The organism is Sphingomonas adhaesiva (assembly GCF_036946305.1).
GTDB lineage: Bacteria > Pseudomonadota > Alphaproteobacteria > Sphingomonadales > Sphingomonadaceae > Sphingomonas > Sphingomonas adhaesiva_B.
Genome location: NZ_JAQIJJ010000006.1, coordinates 43,462 through 59,830 on the forward strand (window position 1 = coordinate 43,462; position 16,369 = coordinate 59,830).

General features: G+C 69.4%; 14 protein-coding genes and 2 pseudogenes. 13 read left to right on the forward strand and 3 right to left on the reverse strand.

The annotated features are described in order from the left end of the window. The first annotated feature begins 11 nt into the window (after positions 1-11). From PGN14_RS10855 to PGN14_RS10880, 6 genes and pseudogenes are all read left to right on the forward strand, one after another. Positions 12-737 carry an alpha/beta hydrolase gene (locus PGN14_RS10855; RefSeq protein WP_335299539.1) on the forward strand — a complete coding sequence of 242 codons (726 nt, stop codon included), beginning with the start codon at positions 12-14 and terminating at the stop codon, positions 735-737. Beyond that, a complete protein-coding gene (locus tag PGN14_RS10860; RefSeq protein WP_335299785.1) occupies positions 737-1,552 on the forward strand; it encodes a tetratricopeptide repeat protein in 816 nt (271 codons plus the stop codon). The genes PGN14_RS10855 and PGN14_RS10860 overlap by 1 nt, the downstream gene beginning before the upstream one ends. After that, a pseudogene (locus PGN14_RS10865) lies at positions 1,452-1,887 on the forward strand (VOC family protein). The gene PGN14_RS10860 and the pseudogene PGN14_RS10865 overlap by 101 nt, the downstream one beginning before the upstream one ends. A gap of 74 nt (positions 1,888-1,961) precedes the next feature. Continuing rightward, positions 1,962-2,613, forward strand: a pseudogene (gene gloB / locus PGN14_RS10870) (hydroxyacylglutathione hydrolase). A gap of 174 nt (positions 2,614-2,787) precedes the next feature. Next, positions 2,788-3,186, forward strand: coding sequence for a hypothetical protein (locus PGN14_RS10875; protein WP_335299540.1), 399 nt, complete (start codon positions 2,788-2,790; stop codon positions 3,184-3,186). Between the two features lie 2 nt (positions 3,187-3,188). Beyond that, positions 3,189-4,520, forward strand: coding sequence for a cystathionine gamma-synthase family protein (locus tag PGN14_RS10880; RefSeq protein WP_335299541.1), 1,332 nt, complete (start codon positions 3,189-3,191; stop codon positions 4,518-4,520). A 141-nt stretch (positions 4,521-4,661) separates the two neighbouring features. Here the strand turns inward: PGN14_RS10880 and PGN14_RS10885 are convergent, their stop codons facing one another. Genes PGN14_RS10885 through PGN14_RS10895 form a run of 3 tightly spaced genes read right to left on the reverse strand, consistent with a single transcriptional unit; the run spans position 4,662 to position 6,816 of the window. Beyond that, the gene (locus PGN14_RS10885) at positions 4,662-5,180 is read right to left on the reverse strand and encodes a CinA family protein (protein WP_335299542.1); all 519 of its coding nucleotides are present in this window, start codon (positions 5,178-5,180) and stop codon (positions 4,662-4,664) included. Continuing rightward, positions 5,177-5,701, reverse strand: coding sequence for a hypothetical protein (locus PGN14_RS10890; RefSeq protein ID WP_335299543.1), 525 nt, complete (start codon positions 5,699-5,701; stop codon positions 5,177-5,179). Before PGN14_RS10890 ends, PGN14_RS10885 begins: the two co-directional genes overlap by 4 nt. Beyond that, the gene (locus tag PGN14_RS10895) at positions 5,698-6,816 is read right to left on the reverse strand and encodes a bifunctional 2-C-methyl-D-erythritol 4-phosphate cytidylyltransferase/2-C-methyl-D-erythritol 2,4-cyclodiphosphate synthase (RefSeq protein ID WP_335299544.1); all 1,119 of its coding nucleotides are present in this window, start codon (positions 6,814-6,816) and stop codon (positions 5,698-5,700) included. The genes PGN14_RS10890 and PGN14_RS10895 overlap by 4 nt, the downstream gene beginning before the upstream one ends. A gap of 83 nt (positions 6,817-6,899) precedes the next feature. Here PGN14_RS10895 and dusB point away from each other — a divergent pair, with 83 nt between their 5' ends. From dusB to hflX, 7 genes are all read left to right on the forward strand, one after another. Next, positions 6,900-7,898 carry a tRNA dihydrouridine synthase DusB gene (gene dusB, locus PGN14_RS10900; protein ID WP_335299545.1) on the forward strand — a complete coding sequence of 333 codons (999 nt, stop codon included), beginning with the start codon at positions 6,900-6,902 and terminating at the stop codon, positions 7,896-7,898. Next, positions 7,895-8,956 (forward strand): two-component system sensor histidine kinase NtrB, encoded by a 1,062-nt coding sequence (locus tag PGN14_RS10905; RefSeq protein ID WP_335299546.1) that lies wholly within the window; start codon positions 7,895-7,897, stop codon positions 8,954-8,956. The genes dusB and PGN14_RS10905 overlap by 4 nt, the downstream gene beginning before the upstream one ends. Beyond that, positions 8,953-10,407: a nitrogen regulation protein NR(I) gene (ntrC, locus tag PGN14_RS10910; protein WP_443019500.1), complete on the forward strand. Its 1,455-nt coding sequence runs from the start codon at positions 8,953-8,955 to the stop codon at positions 10,405-10,407. The genes PGN14_RS10905 and ntrC overlap by 4 nt, the downstream gene beginning before the upstream one ends. A 285-nt stretch (positions 10,408-10,692) precedes the next feature. Further along, positions 10,693-12,948, forward strand: coding sequence for a sensor histidine kinase (locus tag PGN14_RS10915; protein ID WP_335299548.1), 2,256 nt, complete (start codon positions 10,693-10,695; stop codon positions 12,946-12,948). Between the two features lie 2 nt (positions 12,949-12,950). Continuing rightward, positions 12,951-14,321, forward strand: coding sequence for a nitrogen assimilation response regulator NtrX (gene ntrX, locus PGN14_RS10920; RefSeq protein WP_335299549.1), 1,371 nt, complete (start codon positions 12,951-12,953; stop codon positions 14,319-14,321). A 176-nt stretch (positions 14,322-14,497) separates the two neighbouring features. Continuing rightward, a complete protein-coding gene (hfq, locus tag PGN14_RS10925) occupies positions 14,498-15,043 on the forward strand; it encodes an RNA chaperone Hfq (RefSeq protein WP_335299786.1) in 546 nt (181 codons plus the stop codon). Beyond that, the gene (hflX, locus tag PGN14_RS10930; RefSeq protein ID WP_335299550.1) at positions 15,044-16,336 is read left to right on the forward strand and encodes a GTPase HflX; all 1,293 of its coding nucleotides are present in this window, start codon (positions 15,044-15,046) and stop codon (positions 16,334-16,336) included. Positions 16,337-16,369: the final 33 nt, after the last annotated feature.

The window sequence follows — 16,369 nt, forward strand, 5'->3', positions numbered from 1 at the left end:
GCTAGACGACGATGACCGACCTGACCTCCGTCGCGCGTCCGCGGCTCGCCTATCATCTGACCGAAGGGCGCAGCCCCACGATCGTCTTCCTCCCCGGCTATGCCAGCGACATGACCGGTACGAAGGCGCTGGCGCTGGAGGCGTGGGCGAAGGCGCAGGGCCGTGCCTTCCTGCGCTTCGACTATGGCGGGTGCGGCGCCAGCGAGGGCGCGTTCGAGGAACAGTCGCTGGCGGACTGGCGCGACGATGCACTGGCGATGATCGACCATGTCGATGGCCCCGTGGTGCTGGTGGGATCGTCGATGGGCGGCTGGATCATGTTGCTCGCCGCGCTGGCGCGGCCGGAGCGGGTCGCGGCATTGGTGGGCATCGCCCCCGCGCCCGACTTCACCGACTGGGGGTTCAGCCAGGACGAGAAACTGTACCTGCTGCAATATGGCCGGCTGGAGCGTCCCAACCCTTACGGCCCCGCACCGACCGTCTATACCCGCCGCTTCTGGCAGTCGGGCGAGGCCAACCGGCTGATGCACGGCGCGGCGATCGCGTTCGACGGGCCGGTGCGTCTGTTGCAGGGGCAGCGCGACGCGGACGTGCCGTGGCATCGTACCGCGCGGCTGGCGGAGCTGTTCCGCTCGCCGCATGTGCAGACGTGGCTGGTCAAGGACGGCGACCATCGCCTCTCGCGTGAGGACGATATCGCGCTGCTGATCCGGGCGGTCGAGGATGTCGTACCGTGATGCTGCTGACGCTTCTTCTGGCGCAGGCGCTCGCGCCCGCGGAACAGGCCTGCCTTGCGCAGGCGCGGCGCGACCCCGCGCGGGCCGAGCAGGTCGCGCGCAACGCCATCGGCGGCAGCGCGCGGATGCGGCAATGCCTGGGACTGGCGCTGGTGGGGCAGGACCGCTTCGCCGATGCCGCCGCGGCCTTCGCGGAAGCCGCGCGCGCGGCCGAACTCGCGAAGGACGAGGCGGCCGCGGATTATTGGGCGCAATCGGGTAACGCGTGGCTCGCGGCCGGCGAGGCGGCGAAGGCGCGCACGGCGCTGGATGCCGCGCTGGCGGCAGGCACGTTGACCGACCTGCAACGCGGCGAGGCCTATCTGGATCGCGCCCGCGCGCTGGTCGCGACGGGTGACGTCAAGGCGGCGCGAACCGACCTCGATCAGGCGCTGATGAATGCGGCGGACGATCCGCTCGCCTGGCTGCTGTCCGCCACGCTGGCGCGGCGCGGCGGCGACCTGACCCGTGCGCGGGCGGATATCGCACAGGCGCTGCGGCGCTCGCCCGACGATGCCTCCGTCCAGCTGGAGGCGGGCAATACGCCGCGCAGTCGGGCGACGCGGACAAGGCCGCGGCGGCGTGGCGCGAGGCGGTACGGCGGGCACCCGACTCGCCCGCCGGGCGTTCCGCCGCCAACGCGCTCAAGCAATTCCAGACCCCGGAGGCTGCGAAGTGAGATATCTGCACACCATGATCCGCGTCACCGATCCCGACGCGACGATCGCCTTCTTCGAACTGCTGGGGCTGAAGGAGGTGCGGCGGATGGAGAATGAGAAGGGGCGGTTCACGCTCATCTTCCTCGCCGCGCCGGAGGATATGGCGGGGCCGGGGGGAACGCGCGCGGGCGGAAGTGGAGCTGACCTACAATTGGGATCCCGAGGATTATGCCGGCGGGCGCAATTTCGGCCATCTGGCGTATCGCGTCGACGATATCTACGCGACGTGCCGGCGGCTGGCCGATGCGGGGCACATCATCCACCGCCCGCCGCGCGACGGGCATATGGCGTTCGTGAAGACGCCTGACGGTATCTCGATCGAACTGTTGCAGGACGGCGTGCTGGAACCCGCCGAGCCATGGGCGTTGATGCCCAATACGGGGACATGGTGATGGAGATCGTCCGTGTCCCGGTGCTGAGCGACAATTACAGCTGGCTGGTGCACGACGCCGACAGCGGGTGCACCATGACGATCGATCCGGGCGAGGCGCAGCCGGTGCTGGACGCCGCCGCCGCGCGCGGCTGGACGATCGATGCGATCTGGGCGACGCACTGGCACCCGGATCATGTCGCGGGCAATGCCGCGATCAAGGCCGCGACGGGCGCGCGGGTGACCGGGTCCGGAAGCGGAACGCGCCAAAATCGACACGCTGGACGAGGGCGTGGGCGAGGGCGACGTCATTTCGATGGGCACGCATCGCGCGCAGGTGATGGCGGTGCCGGGGCATACCGCGGGGCATATCGCGTTCCATTTCGCGGACGATGGCGTGATCTTCACCGGCGACACGCTGTTCGCGATGGGCTGCGGCCGGCTGTTCGAGGGCGATGCGGCGCAGATGTTCGGCAACATGCAGCGGTTCGCGACCCTGCCGGACGCGACTTCGGTCTATTGCGGGCACGAATATACGCAATCGAACGGCCGCTTCGCGCTGTCGGTCGATCCGGGGAACGCCGAACTGGTCGCGCGGATGACGCAGGTGGACGCGCAACGCGCCGCCGGCGAGGCGACGGTGCCGACGACGATCGGCGCGGAACGCGCGACGAACCCGTTCCTGCGCGCGGGCAGCGCGGAGGAACTGGCACGGCTGCGCGCGGGGAAGGACGCGTTCAAGGGTTAACGTCATGCCGGACTTGTTCCGGCATCCAGGGTTCCACGCGCCTCACCTTTGGTTGCTTTGCGGAACCCTGGACCCCGGAACAAGTCCGGGGTGACGAGCTGAATGGGACAAGTCGGCTGGATCAAGTCCGGGGTGACGACTGTTATCGTCGACAGATGATAGTCGGAGAGTGACATGCGGTTCCTCACCCATTTCGCGGCGGCCGCGGCGTTGAGTGCGCTCGCGGTGGGCGTCGCCGACGCGCGGCGCAATCGCTCGCCCGAGGCGGAATATCAGCGGCTGATCGCGGGCAAGACGCCGGGCAAGCCGGTCGACTGTATCGACACGCGGTTCGACCGGCCGTCGCTGTCGGCCTATGGCGACAAGCTGATCTATCGCGTCAGCAGCAAGCTGGTCTATGTCAACGACAGCACCGGCGGATGCCAGGGCGTGGCGCGCGGCGACGTGCTGGTGACGCGCCAATTCCAGTCGCGGCTGTGCAAGGGCGATATCGCGCAGACGGTCAGCGTGCCGCCCGCCATCCCCACCGGTAGCTGTGCGCTGGGTTCCTTCACCCCTTATCGGGCGAATTGACGATGACCCAACCGACCCCAGGATCGACCGAGGATGCGCTGACCGGGGTGGAGGTGGCGCGCGTGTCGCCCAAGCCCGAAACCGATACGATCGGCGGCCGCACGCTGAAGCCCGCGACGCTGATGATGGGGCATGGCTATGACCCCGCATTGTCCGAAGGCGCGCTGAAGCCGCCGGTGTTCCTGACCTCCACCTTCGTCTTTCCCAATGCCGCCGCGGGCAAGCGCCATTTCGAAGGCGTGACCGGCAAGCGGCCGGGCGGCGCGCAAGGCCTCGTCTATTCGCGCTTCAACGGGCCGAACCAGGAGATACTGGAGGATCGGCTCGGCATCTGGGAAGGCGCGGAGGATGCGCTGATCTTCTCCAGCGGGATGGCGGCGATCGCGACATTGTTCCTGTCGCTGGTGCGGCCGGGCGATACAATCGTCCATTCCGGCCCGCTCTATGCCGCGACCGAGACGCTGATCGCGCGCGTGCTGGGGCGGTTCGGGGTGCATTGGCTCGACTTTCCCGCCGGCGCGACGCGCGAGGAGATCGATGCGGTGCTGTCCAAGGCCGCATCCGGGCGAGTCGCGCTGATCTATCTGGAAAGCCCCGCCAACCCGACCAATGCGCTGGTCGATGTGGAGGCGGTGGCGGCGAGCCGCGACGCGATCTTCGCCAACGCTGCGGAGAAGCCGCCGATCGCGATCGACAACACCTTCCTGGGGCCGCTGTGGGCCAAGCCGTTGCAGCAGGGCGCGGATGCGGTCGTCTATAGCCTGACCAAATATGCCGGCGGGCATTCCGATCTGGTCGCGGGCGGCGTGCTGGGATCCAAGGCGCTGATGGATACGATCCGCGCGATGCGCAACACGATCGGCACGATCTGCGACCCCAATACCGCGTGGATGCTGCTGCGCTCGCTGGAGACGCTGGAACTCAGGATGAGCCGCGCCGGGGAGAATGCGGCGAAGGTCTGCGCCTATCTGCGCGATCATCCCAAGGTGGAGCATGTCGGCTATCTCGGCTTTCTCGCCGAGGCGGAGGGGCGGCAGGCCGACATCTATCGCCGGCATTGCACCGGGGGTGGGTCGACCTTCTCGCTGTACCTGAAGGGCGGCGAGGCGGAGGCGTTCCGGTTCCTCGATGCGCTGCGGATCGCGAAGCTGGCGGTCAGCCTGGGCGGGACCGAGACGCTGGCGAGCGCGCCGGCGGCGATGACGCATTTGTCGGTGCCGGATGCGCGCAAACAGGCGCTGGGGATCACCGACAATCTGGTGCGGATCTCGATCGGGGTCGAGGATGCGGATGACCTGATCGCGGATATGGAACAGGCGTTGCGGGCGGTGTGACCCTGACCGTCATGCCGGACGTGATCCGGCATCTCGCTTCTTCCTTCTTGCCGGTCGCGAAGAAGCGGGACCCCGGATCAAGTCCGGGGTGACGGATCTCGGCGGCGCCATCTGCTTCCCTCCCTTGAAAGGGAGGGGAGGTCAGGCCGCTTCCGGTGGCAACAGCAGGTCGAGCGCGCACAGCGCCGCCTGCAACCTGACGCCGCCGCGCCCCAGGTCGCCGAAGAAGCGCTTGTCCGCCACCACGTCCGCCGGGTCGCCGCCGCGCTCCGCGCGCGCGAACACGACCGTGCCGACCGGTTTCTTCTCGCTGCCGCCGCCCGGCCCGGCGACGCCGGTGATCGCCACCACCACATCGGCATCGGACTTGGCCAGAGCGCCCTGCGCCATGCTCCAGGCCACCGCGATCGACACCGCGCCGAACGTGTCGAGCACGTCGCCGCTGACGGACAGCAATTTCTGCTTGGCCTCGTTGGAATACGTGACGAACCCGGCCTCGAACACGTCGGACGAGCCGGGGATTTCGGTCAGTGCGGCCGATACCAGCCCGCCGGTGCAGCTTTCCGCCACTGCGATGCGGCGGCCGGCGGCGCGATTGGCCTCCACCACGCGGCGCGCGGCATCGACCAGCGCGGCGGGCAACGTGATGTCGGCGCTCATTTCGCCTCCGCCGGGCAGACGGGAAGGTCCGGGAGGCTGGCCGGCTTGCCGCGTGCCTTCTCCGCCTTCAGATACTGGAGCGTCGCCACCACGATCCCGGCGGTGTTGCGCGCGGGCAGCGGCTCCAGCAGCGTCGCGAGCCGGTCGAGCGTGGGGCAGTCGGCCGGCTGGATGCGCCCGGTGATCTGCGGTGCGAAGATCGAGGTGAGCATGGTGCGGGCATAATCGCTCATCAGCAGCAGTTCCACCGCCGGATCGCTGAGCTTCGCGATCGCGGTACGCGCCGCGGGCCAGGCGCGGTCGGCCTCCGTTTCGTATTTCGCGAGGAACGTGCCGTCGGTGCGGCGCAGCAGGCTGCGCGCCGGCAGCGCCGAACAGACGCGGCCCGCGTCGCGGATGATCTCCGGCATCGCCACCAGCGCGATCGACTCGGCATCGGTGGTGGAGAGGCACGGCGTCTGCGCCAGAGCGGGCGGGGCGGCGAGCAACGCGGCGACCGCCAGTGCGAGCGCGGTCCTCATGCCGACACCAGCGGCAGGGTGACGGTCGCCACCGCCTGGGCGGCGATCCCCTCGCCGCGGCCGGTGAACCCCAGTCGCTCGGTCGTCGTCGCCTTCACGCTGACACGATCGGTCGTGAGGCCCAGAAGTTCCGCGATGCGCGCCTGCATCGTGGCACGGTGGGGCCCGATCTTGGGCGCCTCGCACATCAACGTCAGGTCGACGAAGGTGATGCGGCCGCCCTTCGCCTCCACCAGCGCGCGCGCGTGGCGCAGGAACTGCCCCGATTCGGCACCGCGCCATTGCGGGTCGCTGGGCGGAAAGTGGGTGCCGATGTCGCCCGCCGCGATCGTGCCCAGCACCGCGTCGGTGATCGCGTGGAGCGCGACATCGGCGTCGCTGTGCCCCGACAATCCCTGATGATGCGGGATCAGCACGCCGCCCAGCCACAGTTCCTCGCCATCCTCCAGCCGGTGGACGTCGAAGCCGCTGGCGGAGCGCGTCTCCACCGCGGCGGCGGCGCGCGCGAAATCGGCGGGGTAGGTGATCTTCTCGAGCATCGCATCTCCCTCGATCAGCGCGACGTCATGGCCGAGCGCGCGGACCATCTGCGCATCGTCGGTCGCCTCGCCGCCGCTCCACGCCGCATGCGCCGCGGCGAGCGTCGCGAAGCGGAACGCCTGCGGTGTCTGGACGCGGTGCAGCCGATCGCGCGGGACGACGGTCGTATCGTCATCGACCAATGTATCGGCGACCGGCAGCACGGGAATAGCGGCGTGACGATCGTCGAGCGCCGCAAGCAGGCGATCGATGACCGCCGCGGTCAGGAACGGGCGTGCGGCGTCATGGACCAGAATACGATCCGCGCCTTCCAGTGCGGCCAGGCCGGCGGCGACCGATTCGCGCCGGGTCGCGCCGCCGATGACATGGGCGGCGCCCGGCACCGCCGCGTCCAGCAGCGCCTCCTGCCCCGCGCCGATCGCGACCAGCACGCGATCGATCGCGGGATGCGCGGAGAGCGCGGCATGGCTCCACGCCAGCATCGCGCGCCCTGCCACCGGGGCATATTGCTTGGGAAGCGTGCTGCCGCTGCGCGAGCCGGTGCCGGCGGCGACGATGAGGGCGACCGTTGTCATGCGCGCCGCGCCTAGCCGTTCCGCGCGAACCTTGCCAGAGCGTCGCGCGTCGACTACCTGCCCGTTTTTCAGGCAGTAACGTGATGCAGCGGCTTTCCCCCATCCAGATCGGTCCCGTGCGGATCGACCAGCCCGTCGTGCTGGCGCCGATGACCGGCGTCACCGACCAGCCGTTCCGCACGCTCGTCCGCCGCTATGGCAGCGGACTGAACGTGACCGAGATGATCGCGAGCCAGGCGGCGATCCGCGAGACGCGCCAGTCGATCCAGAAGGCGGCATGGCACCTTTCGGAGGAGCCGGTGTCGATGCAGCTGGTCGGCTGCACCCCCTATGAGATGGGAGAGGCGGCGAAGCTGGCGCGCGACAAGGGCGCCGCGATCATCGACATCAACATGGGCTGCCCGGTGCGCAAGGTGACGAACGGCGATGCCGGTTCCGCGCTGATGCGCGACCTGACGCTGGCGGCGGAGCTGATCCGCGCGGTGGTGGCGGCGGTGGATGCGCCGGTGACGCTGAAGATGCGGATGGGCTGGTGCCACGACAGCCTGAACGCGCCGGAACTGGCGCGGATCGCGGAGGATCTGGGGGTGAAGATGGTGACGGTCCACGGCCGCACCCGCAACCAGATGTACAAGGGATCCGCCGACTGGGCGTTCATCCGCCGCGTGAAGGACGCGGTGAGCGTGCCGGTGATCGCCAATGGCGACATCTGCGGTATCGAGGATGCCGAGGCCGCGCTGGAGCAGTCGGGCGCGGACGGGATCATGATCGGGCGCGGCGCCTACGGCCGGCCGTGGCTGCTGGGGCAGGTGATGCACTGGCTGGCCACCGGCGAACGCCGCGACGATCCGTCGATCGACGAACAATATCGTGTTATCACCGAGCATTACGACGCAATGCTGTCGCATTATGGCAATGTGACCGGCGTCAATATGGCACGCAAGCATATCGGCTGGTACACCAAGGGCATCCCCGGCTCGGCGGATTTCCGCAACAAGGTGAACCAGGAAGCGGACGCGCGGCGCGTGCAGGCGATGCTGGCGGAATTCTACGCCCCGCATCGGATGCGTGACGCGGCATGATGCTGTCGATGCGCGGCCCGGACGAGGCGGAGCTGCTCGCCACGCTGCCGGTCGCGCTGCTGGTGGTCGATCCGGAGGACCGGGTCGCGCGCGCCAATGCGGAGTGCGAGACGCTGCTCAACCTGTCCGAACGCGCGATGCTGGGGCAGCCGGTGCAGGCAGTGCTGAACCTGCCCGAGCCGGCGCAGCGGCGCGAGGGGCATGCCTTTGCGGTGTTCGATACCGAGATGGTGACGCCGCGCGGGGTACGCATCCGCGTCGATCTGATCGAGACCGAGGTGGTCGACCATCCCGGCTGGCGGACGATCACGCTGCACAATGCCGCCGCGTCGCGCCGGCTGGGCATCTCCTCCGAACGCGCCGCCGCGGCACGCAGCGCGGTGGGGGCGGCGGCGATGTTGGCGCATGAGATCAAGAACCCGCTGTCCAGCATCCGCGGCGCGGCACAGCTGATCGCGGACGGCGCACCGCAGGAGGATCTGACGCGGCTGATGATCGCGGAGGTGGACCGGATCGCGGCGCTGATCGACCATATGCAGGATTTCACCGACACGCGCCCGCGCGCGGTCGAGCCGCTCAACATCTATCCGCTGCTCGCCCATGCGCGCGACGTGGCGCTGGCGGGGTTCGCGCGCGGCGTGACGATCGAGGAACGCTACGACCCGTCGCTGCCGCAGGTGCTGGGAAATCGCGACGCGCTGCTCCAGATCATCCTGAACCTGCTGAAGAACGCCGCGGTCGCGCTGGGCGAGCGGGGCGAGCGGCGGATCACGCTGGCGACCGCCTATCGCCACGGCATCACCGTGCCCGCGGGCAAGGACGGCGCGCGCGTCGCGCTACCGATCGAGATCTGCGTGATCGATACCGGGCCGGGCGCGCCCGACGACATCGCCGAGCATCTGTTCGATCCGTTCGTGTCGAGCCGGCCGGAGGGCAAGGGACTGGGCCTCGCGCTGGTTGACAAGCTGATCCGCGACATGGGCGGGATCGTGCAATATGCGCGCGAGGGTCGCCCGCATCAGACCGTGTTCCGCCTGCTGCTGCGGCGGGCCGGGTGACCGGCGTGACCGGCCGCGTCCTGCTGGTGGACGACGACGATGCGGTCCGCACCGTCGTCGCGCAGGCGCTGCGGCGTGCAGGCCATGAGGTGCGCACCGCCGCCAGCCTCGCCGAGCTGGACCGGGAGATGCGCGCGCACCCGCCGCAGGTGCTGCTGACCGATGTCGTGCTGCCCGACGGCGACGGGATCGATCATGCGACGCGGGTGCTGGCGGATCACCCCGACATGCCGGTGATCGTGCTGTCGGCGCGCAACACGCTGACCACCGCGGTGCGCGCGAACGAGGCGGGCGCCTACGACTATCTGCCCAAGCCGTTCGACCTCGACACGCTGACGCGCACCGTCGCCGCCGCGCTGGAGCGGCGCGCGGGCGCCGCGGCGGAGGATGCCGACCACGACGACGCCTCGCTGCCGCTGATCGGGCGCTCGCCCGCGATGCAGGAGGTGTATCGCGTGATCGCGCGCGTCGTCTCCAACGACCTGACCGTGCTGGTGTCGGGCGAATCGGGGACGGGCAAGGAGCTGGTGGCGCGCGCGATCCACGATCTGGGCGCCAGGCGGGCGGCACCGTTCGTGCCGATCAACATGGCCGCGATCCCGCGCGAGCTGATCGAGGCGGAGCTGTTCGGGCACGAGCGCGGTGCCTTCACCGGCGCGGCGCAGCGCAACGCGGGGCGGTTCGAGCAGGCGGCGGGGGGAACGTTGTTCCTCGACGAGATCGGCGACATGCCGGTCGAGGCGCAGACCCGGCTGCTGCGCGTGCTGCAATCGGGCGAGTTCACCACCGTAGGCGGCGCGCGGACGATCCGCGCCGACGTGCGCATCGTGGCGGCGACCAACCGCGACCTGCATCAGGCGGTCGCGACCGGGCAGTTCCGCGAGGATCTCTATTACCGGCTCAACGTCGTGCCGATCGCGCTGCCCGCGCTGCGCGAGCGGCGCGGGGATGTGGCGGAACTCGCGCGGCATTTCCTCGATCGCGCGGCCGAGGCCGGGCTGCCGCGCAAGACGCTGGATGCCGCGGCGGTCGACGTGCTGGAACGGCACGACTGGCCCGGCAACGTCCGCGAGCTGGAAAATGTCATGCGCCGCCTCGCCGCGCTGTCGCGCGACGATCATGTCGGCGCGGCGGAGGTGCGTGCGACGATCGGCGGCGCCGGCCCTGCGTTGGTGGAGGCGGTGCCCGATCCGGGGCTGGAGGCGGCGGTGCGCGCGTTGATCGAGCGGCTGGCGCGACACGAGCCGCGCGCGCTGGAGGACGGTTCGCTCTACGAACGGATCATCGGCGAGGTGGAACGCCCGCTGATCGAGGCGATGCTGGCGCGGCACGGCGGCAACCAGCTGCGCGCCGCGCGCGCGATCGGGCTGAACCGCAATACGCTGCGCAAGCGACTGGATGTGCTGGGGATCGACGCGAGCGTCCGCCCGTCTGTCACCGCGGAGGAATAGCGGCAAACGGCATTCGTGATCCGTCACCCCCGACTTGATCGGTACTTGTCCCCCTCGAACAGATATTCTTCCTGCCACCCCGGCGCAGGCCGGGGTCCAGTCGGGGAACAGGAGTTGGCGAGCGCTGTGCGTCGTCACCGCGACCTTCCCGACTGGACCCCGGCCTGCGCCGGGGTGGCGTACTTGTCTAACCCAAGAGCCTGCGTGTTCACTCGCCCTGAGCTACAGACCCGTCCACCGAAATATGTGTTCTCCATGCAACACCGATGTTGTAGCGGGAGACGAATGACCGCGGAAGCCACGCCTTCCTCCCTCGCCGCGCCGGCACCGGCGACCCGCTTCAGCGTGACGCCCGCGCTCGAACTCGCGGTGCTGAGCGTCGCGGTCGGCGTCTGGATCGGCAGCTATTTCATCGTCCAAGGGGAGGGCGACCCCGCCGGGCTGCTGGCGCCGCCCGTCGTCGCGCTGATGCTGGTGGCCAATCTGGTCGCCGGCATCGCGCTGCTGATGCTGCTGGGCCGACGGATCGCGCGCCGGCGCGCGGCGCGCTCGCCGATCGGCGGGGCGGGGCGGCTGCATGTCCGGCTGGTGCTGCTCTTCTCGGTGGTGGCGGCGGTGCCGGCGCTGCTGGTGACGATCTTCGCCTCGCTGCTGTTTCAGTATGGCGTGCAATTCTGGTATTCCGATCGCGCGCGCGGCATGTTCGAGAATGCGGCGTCGCTGACGCGCGCCTCCTACGACCAGATCATCCAGCGTTGGGACGAGGCGACCGTCACGATGGCGGACGATCTGTCCGCCTTCCTGCGCGAGCAGCCGATCGACAGCAATCGTTTTCCCGATTTCTTCGGACGGCAGGTCTATTATCGCAGCCTGTCCGAAGGCGCGCTGTTCGCGATGAACCAGCGCGGCGGGTTGCAGACGCTGGCGGTGGTCAACCCTTACGAGATCGACCTCGCGCGGCTCATCACCCCCGCGGCAATCGCCCGGCTCAGCGGGCAGCGGCGCAGCGTGGTGATCGTGACCGGCGACCGGATCCAGGTGTTCACGCGGCTGCCCGGATCGGAGAATATCTATCTCTACGCCGCGCGCGTCACCGACCCCAAGGAGATGACGACGCAGACCGCGCGCGCCGAGGCGGCATTGGTCAATTACCGCCAGCTGCTGGCGCGCGCGCGGACGCTTCAGCTTCAGTTCAACGCCGCGCTGCTGATCGTGTCGCTGCTGATCGTCGGCGTCGCGGTGTGGATCGCGCTGGCGGTGGCGGATCGGCTGGTTCGTCCGGTGGGCGAACTGGTCGATGCCGCACGGCGGGTGGAGGGCGGCGATCTGGCGGCGCGCGTGCCGGACACGCTGGAGCGCGACGAACTGGGAACCTTGTCCAATGCCTTCAACAGTATGACGGCCAGACTTCAGACCCAGAATACGGCGCTGGTGACCGCCTATGCGCAGCTCGACAATCGCCGCGCGCTGATCGAGGCGGTGATGTCGGGCGTGTCCGCCGGCGTCATCTCGATCGACGGCAACGATCGCACGATCCGCCTCATCAACAGCTCGGCGCAGATGCTGCTGGGGCTGGAGGAATCGCCGGTCGGGCGCACGCTGGCGGAGGTGGCGCCCGCGCTGGCGCCGATGCTGGACGGCAATGCGCGCGAGGCGGCGGTGCAACTGGCGGTGCATGGCGAGCCGCGCACCTTCGCGGTGCGGATCGCACAGGACGGCACCGGGCCGATCATCACCTTCGACGATATCACCCAGCAATTGACCGACCAGCGCCGCGCCGCCTGGGCCGATGTCGCGCGCCGCATCGCGCATGAGATCAAGAACCCGCTGACTCCGATCCAGCTCGCCGCCGAACGGCTCCAGCGCCGTTACGGCAGCAAGATCGAGGAGGGGGACACCACCTTCGCCCGACTGACCGACACGATCGTGCGGCAGGTCGGCGACCTGCGCCGGATGGTGGACGAATTCAGCAGCTTCGCACGGATGCCCAAGCCGGTGTTCCGCGAGGAGTCGCTGGTCGATATCGCGCGCCAGACGATGTTCCTCCACGAGGTGGCGCATCCCGGCATCCGTTTCGTCCTGACGCATGACGATCCCGGCCCCCCGTTGGTGTGCGACCGCCGCCAGCTGGGGCAGGCGCTGACCAATATCGTCAAGAATGCGGTCGAGGCAGTCGAGGCCGCCGATGCCAGCGAGGGCCATGTGACGATGACGCTCGCCGGCAGCGGGGCCGAGAACGGGGGGCGCGTGACGATCACCGTCGCCGACAATGGCGTCGGGCTGCCGGTCGAGCGCGACCGCATCGTCGAGCCGTATATGACGACGCGTGCGCGGGGCACCGGGCTGGGCCTCGCCATCGTCAAGAAGATCGTGGAGGAGCATCTGGGGACGATGACCTTCGCCGACCGCGCCGGGGGCGGCACGGTCGTCACCCTGTCGTTCGACACCGCGCCGCTGGCGCGGCTGGCAAGCGGCGATGACGCCACCACGCAGGACGACGACCGCACGCTCGCCGCCCTCACCAGAAACCGGATCGGATAAGCATGGCGATCGACATCCTCGTCGTCGACGACGAACTCGACATTCGCGAACTGGTCGCCGGCGTGCTGGAGGACGAAGGCTATGACACGCGCATGGCGGGCGACAGCGACGCCGCGCTGGAGGCGATCGCGACCAGGCGCCCCAGCCTGGTGCTGCTCGACGTCTGGTTGCAGGGGTCGCGGCTCGACGGGCTGGACCTGCTGGAAGAGATCAAGCGGCGCGATCCGTCGATCCCGGTATTGGTGATCTCCGGCCACGGGACGCTCGACACCGCGGTCGCCGCGATCCGCAAGGGCGCGGCGGACTTCATCGAAAAGCCGTTCCAGGCCGAACGCCTGCTGCTGATGGTCGAGCGCGCGACCGAGACGGAGCGGCTGCGCGCCGAGGTGGCATCGTTGCGCGCCGCATCGGGCAGGGGGACCGACCTGACCGGCAGCTCGACCGCGATCAACGCGGTGCGCGCGACGCTGAAGCGCGTGGCGGGCACCGGCAGCCGCGTGCTGATCATGGGGCCGGCAGGGGTCGGCAAGGAAGTGGCGGCGCGGCTGCTCCACGGCTGGAGCCAGCGCGCGCACGCCAATTTCGCGATCGCCAGCACCGCGGGCATGAGCCCGGAGCGCGTCGAGGAGGAATTGTTCGGAGTGGAGGAGGGGGGCGACCTCGTCCGCACCGGGCTGCTCGAACAGGCGCATGGCGGCACGCTGTTCCTTGACGAGATCGCGGACATGCCGACCGCGACCCAGGCGCGCATCCTGCGCGTGCTGACCGACCAGAGCTTCACCCGCGTCGGCGGCACGCGCGTGGTAAAGGTGGACGTGCGCGTCGTCTCCGCGACCGCGCGCGACCTGTCGCACGAGATTTCGGAGGGGCGGTTCCGCGAGGATCTCTATTACCGCCTCAACGTCGTGCCGGTGACGATCCCGCCGCTGACCGAGCGGCGCGAGGATATCCCTGCGCTGGTCGAGCATTTCGTCGCGCATTACGCGACCGAGCGCCGCGTGCCGGTGCCCGAGATCGCGACCGACGCGCTGGTGGCGCTCCAGTCCTACGACTGGCCGGGCAACGTCCGCGAATTGCGCAACGTGGTGGAGCGCACGATCATCCTTGCGCCGGGCGACCGGATCGGGCGCATCGACCTCGACCTGCTGCCGGCGGAGGTGCTGGGCGGGCACGACAATGGCGCCGGTGCCAGCGCGATCATGGGCGCCCCGCTGCGCGAGGCGCGCGAGACGTTCGAGCGCGAATATCTGCGCGTCCAGATCCGGCGCTTCTCGGGCAATATCTCGCGCACCGCGAGCTTCATCGGGATGGAGCGGTCGGCTTTGCACCGCAAGCTGAAGCTGCTGGGGATCACGGAGACGCGGGAGGAATAGCCAGCCGTCACCCCGGGCTTGACCCGGGGTCCATCCATCCGCGGGCGCAGCGTTCGCGGACACATGGATGCCGGATCAGGTCCGGCATGACGCCGCGCCATCTGGACGCCACGCCCGCGGCCCCCTAGCTAGGGCGGGCCGCTTCGAGCGGTTTTCACCGACGCCGGCAACGGCGCATCCGCGGGGAACCTCCCGCCAAAAGCAAGGACAACGCATCCATGGCCGAAAAGCAGACCTCGCTCCAGGACCTGTTCCTGAACGCGCTGCGCAAGTCCAAGACCCCGGTCACCATGTTCCTGGTGAAGGGTGTGAAGCTCCAGGGCATCGTTACCTGGTTCGACAATTTCTCCGTATTGCTGCGCCGCGACGGCCAGTCGCAGCTGATCTACAAGCACGCGATCTCCACGATCATGCCCGCGGGGACGATCGACGTTGCCGGCATCGTCGGCCAGCTGAACGACACGCCCCGGAAGCAGCCGCTGCTGCAGGACATCTTCCTGTCGGCGGTGCGCAAGAGCGAGGATCCGGTGACGATGTTCCTCGTCAACGGCGTGATGCTGCAGGGCGCGATCGCCGGATTCGACCTGTTCTGCATGCTGCTCCAGCGCGACGGCATGGCGCAGCTGGTTTATAAGCACGCGGTGTCGACCATCCAGCCGTCGCGGCCGCTGAACCTCGCCGAGGAACAGGGCGCGGACGATGGCGATGAGGACGACGACTGAGTGAGCACCGGGTTCGACCGCGACCATGACGACGTCACCCGCGGCGCCCGCGCGATCGTGGTCTATCCCGATCTGGGCGGTTCGTCGCGCGATGCGGAGGCGCGGCTGGAGGAAACCGCCGGCCTTGCCGAGGCGATCGGGGTGGTCGTGGTCGACCGGGTCGCGTTCCGCGTGCGCACCCCGCGTGCGGCGACGCTGATCGGATCGGGACAGATCGAGGATCTCGCCACCCGTGCGCGGATGGAGGAGGCGGCGCTGATCGTCGTCGACGGCAGCCTCACCCCGATCCAGCAGCGCAATCTGGAAACCGCACTGGAGGCCAAGGTCATCGACCGCACCGGCCTGATCCTGGAGATTTTCGGCGAGCGCGCGGCGACCGCGGAAGGGCGTTTGCAGGTGGAGCTGGCGCACCTCGACTATCAGTCGGGGCGGCTGGTGCGCAGCTGGACCCATCTGGAGCGGCAGCGTGGCGGCTTCGGCTTCCTGGGCGGCCCGGGCGAGACGCAGATCGAGGCCGACCGCCGGCTGATCCGCGACCGCATGGCGCGGCTGCGGCGCGAGCTGGATCAGGTGACGCGCACGCGCGGGCTGCATCGCGACCGGCGCCAGCGCGCGCCCTGGCCGGTGATCGCGCTGGTCGGCTATACCAATGCCGGCAAGTCGACGCTGTTCAACCGGCTGACCGGCAGCCATGTGATGGCGGAGGACCTGCTGTTCGCGACGCTGGACCCCACGCTGCGTCAGGTGACGCTGCCGGGGATCGACAAGGCGATCCTGTCCGACACCGTCGGCTTCGTCAGCGAGCTGCCGACGCAGCTGGTCGCCGCGTTCAAGGCGACGCTGGAGGAGGTGGTGTCGGCCGACCTGCTGGTCCATGTCCGCGACGTCGCGCATCCCGATACCGCGGCGCAGAAGGCGGATGTCGAGGCAGTGCTGGCCGAGGTCGGCGTTACCGATACGACGCCGCGGATCGAGGCGTGGAACAAGCTGGACCTGCTGGAGGGTGATGCGCGCGACGATCTGCTGGCGGAGGCGGCGCGGCGCGACGATGTGATGGCGATCTCCGCGCTGACGGGCGAGGGGGTGTACGAACTGATCCGCCGCGTCGGCGACCTGCTGACCGCGGGGCACCAGCGCTATACCGTGACGCTGGACGCCGGCGACGGGGCGGGGGCGGCGTGGCTCCATGCGCATGGCGAGGTGCTCGACCAGGCGGTGGAGGACGAACGCGTGGTCTATGAAGTGCGGATGGCGCCCGCGGATTACGAACGGTTCGCGGCGCGTGCGGGGTAGGGCATTACCATCGCCACGCCGTCGCCCCGGCCC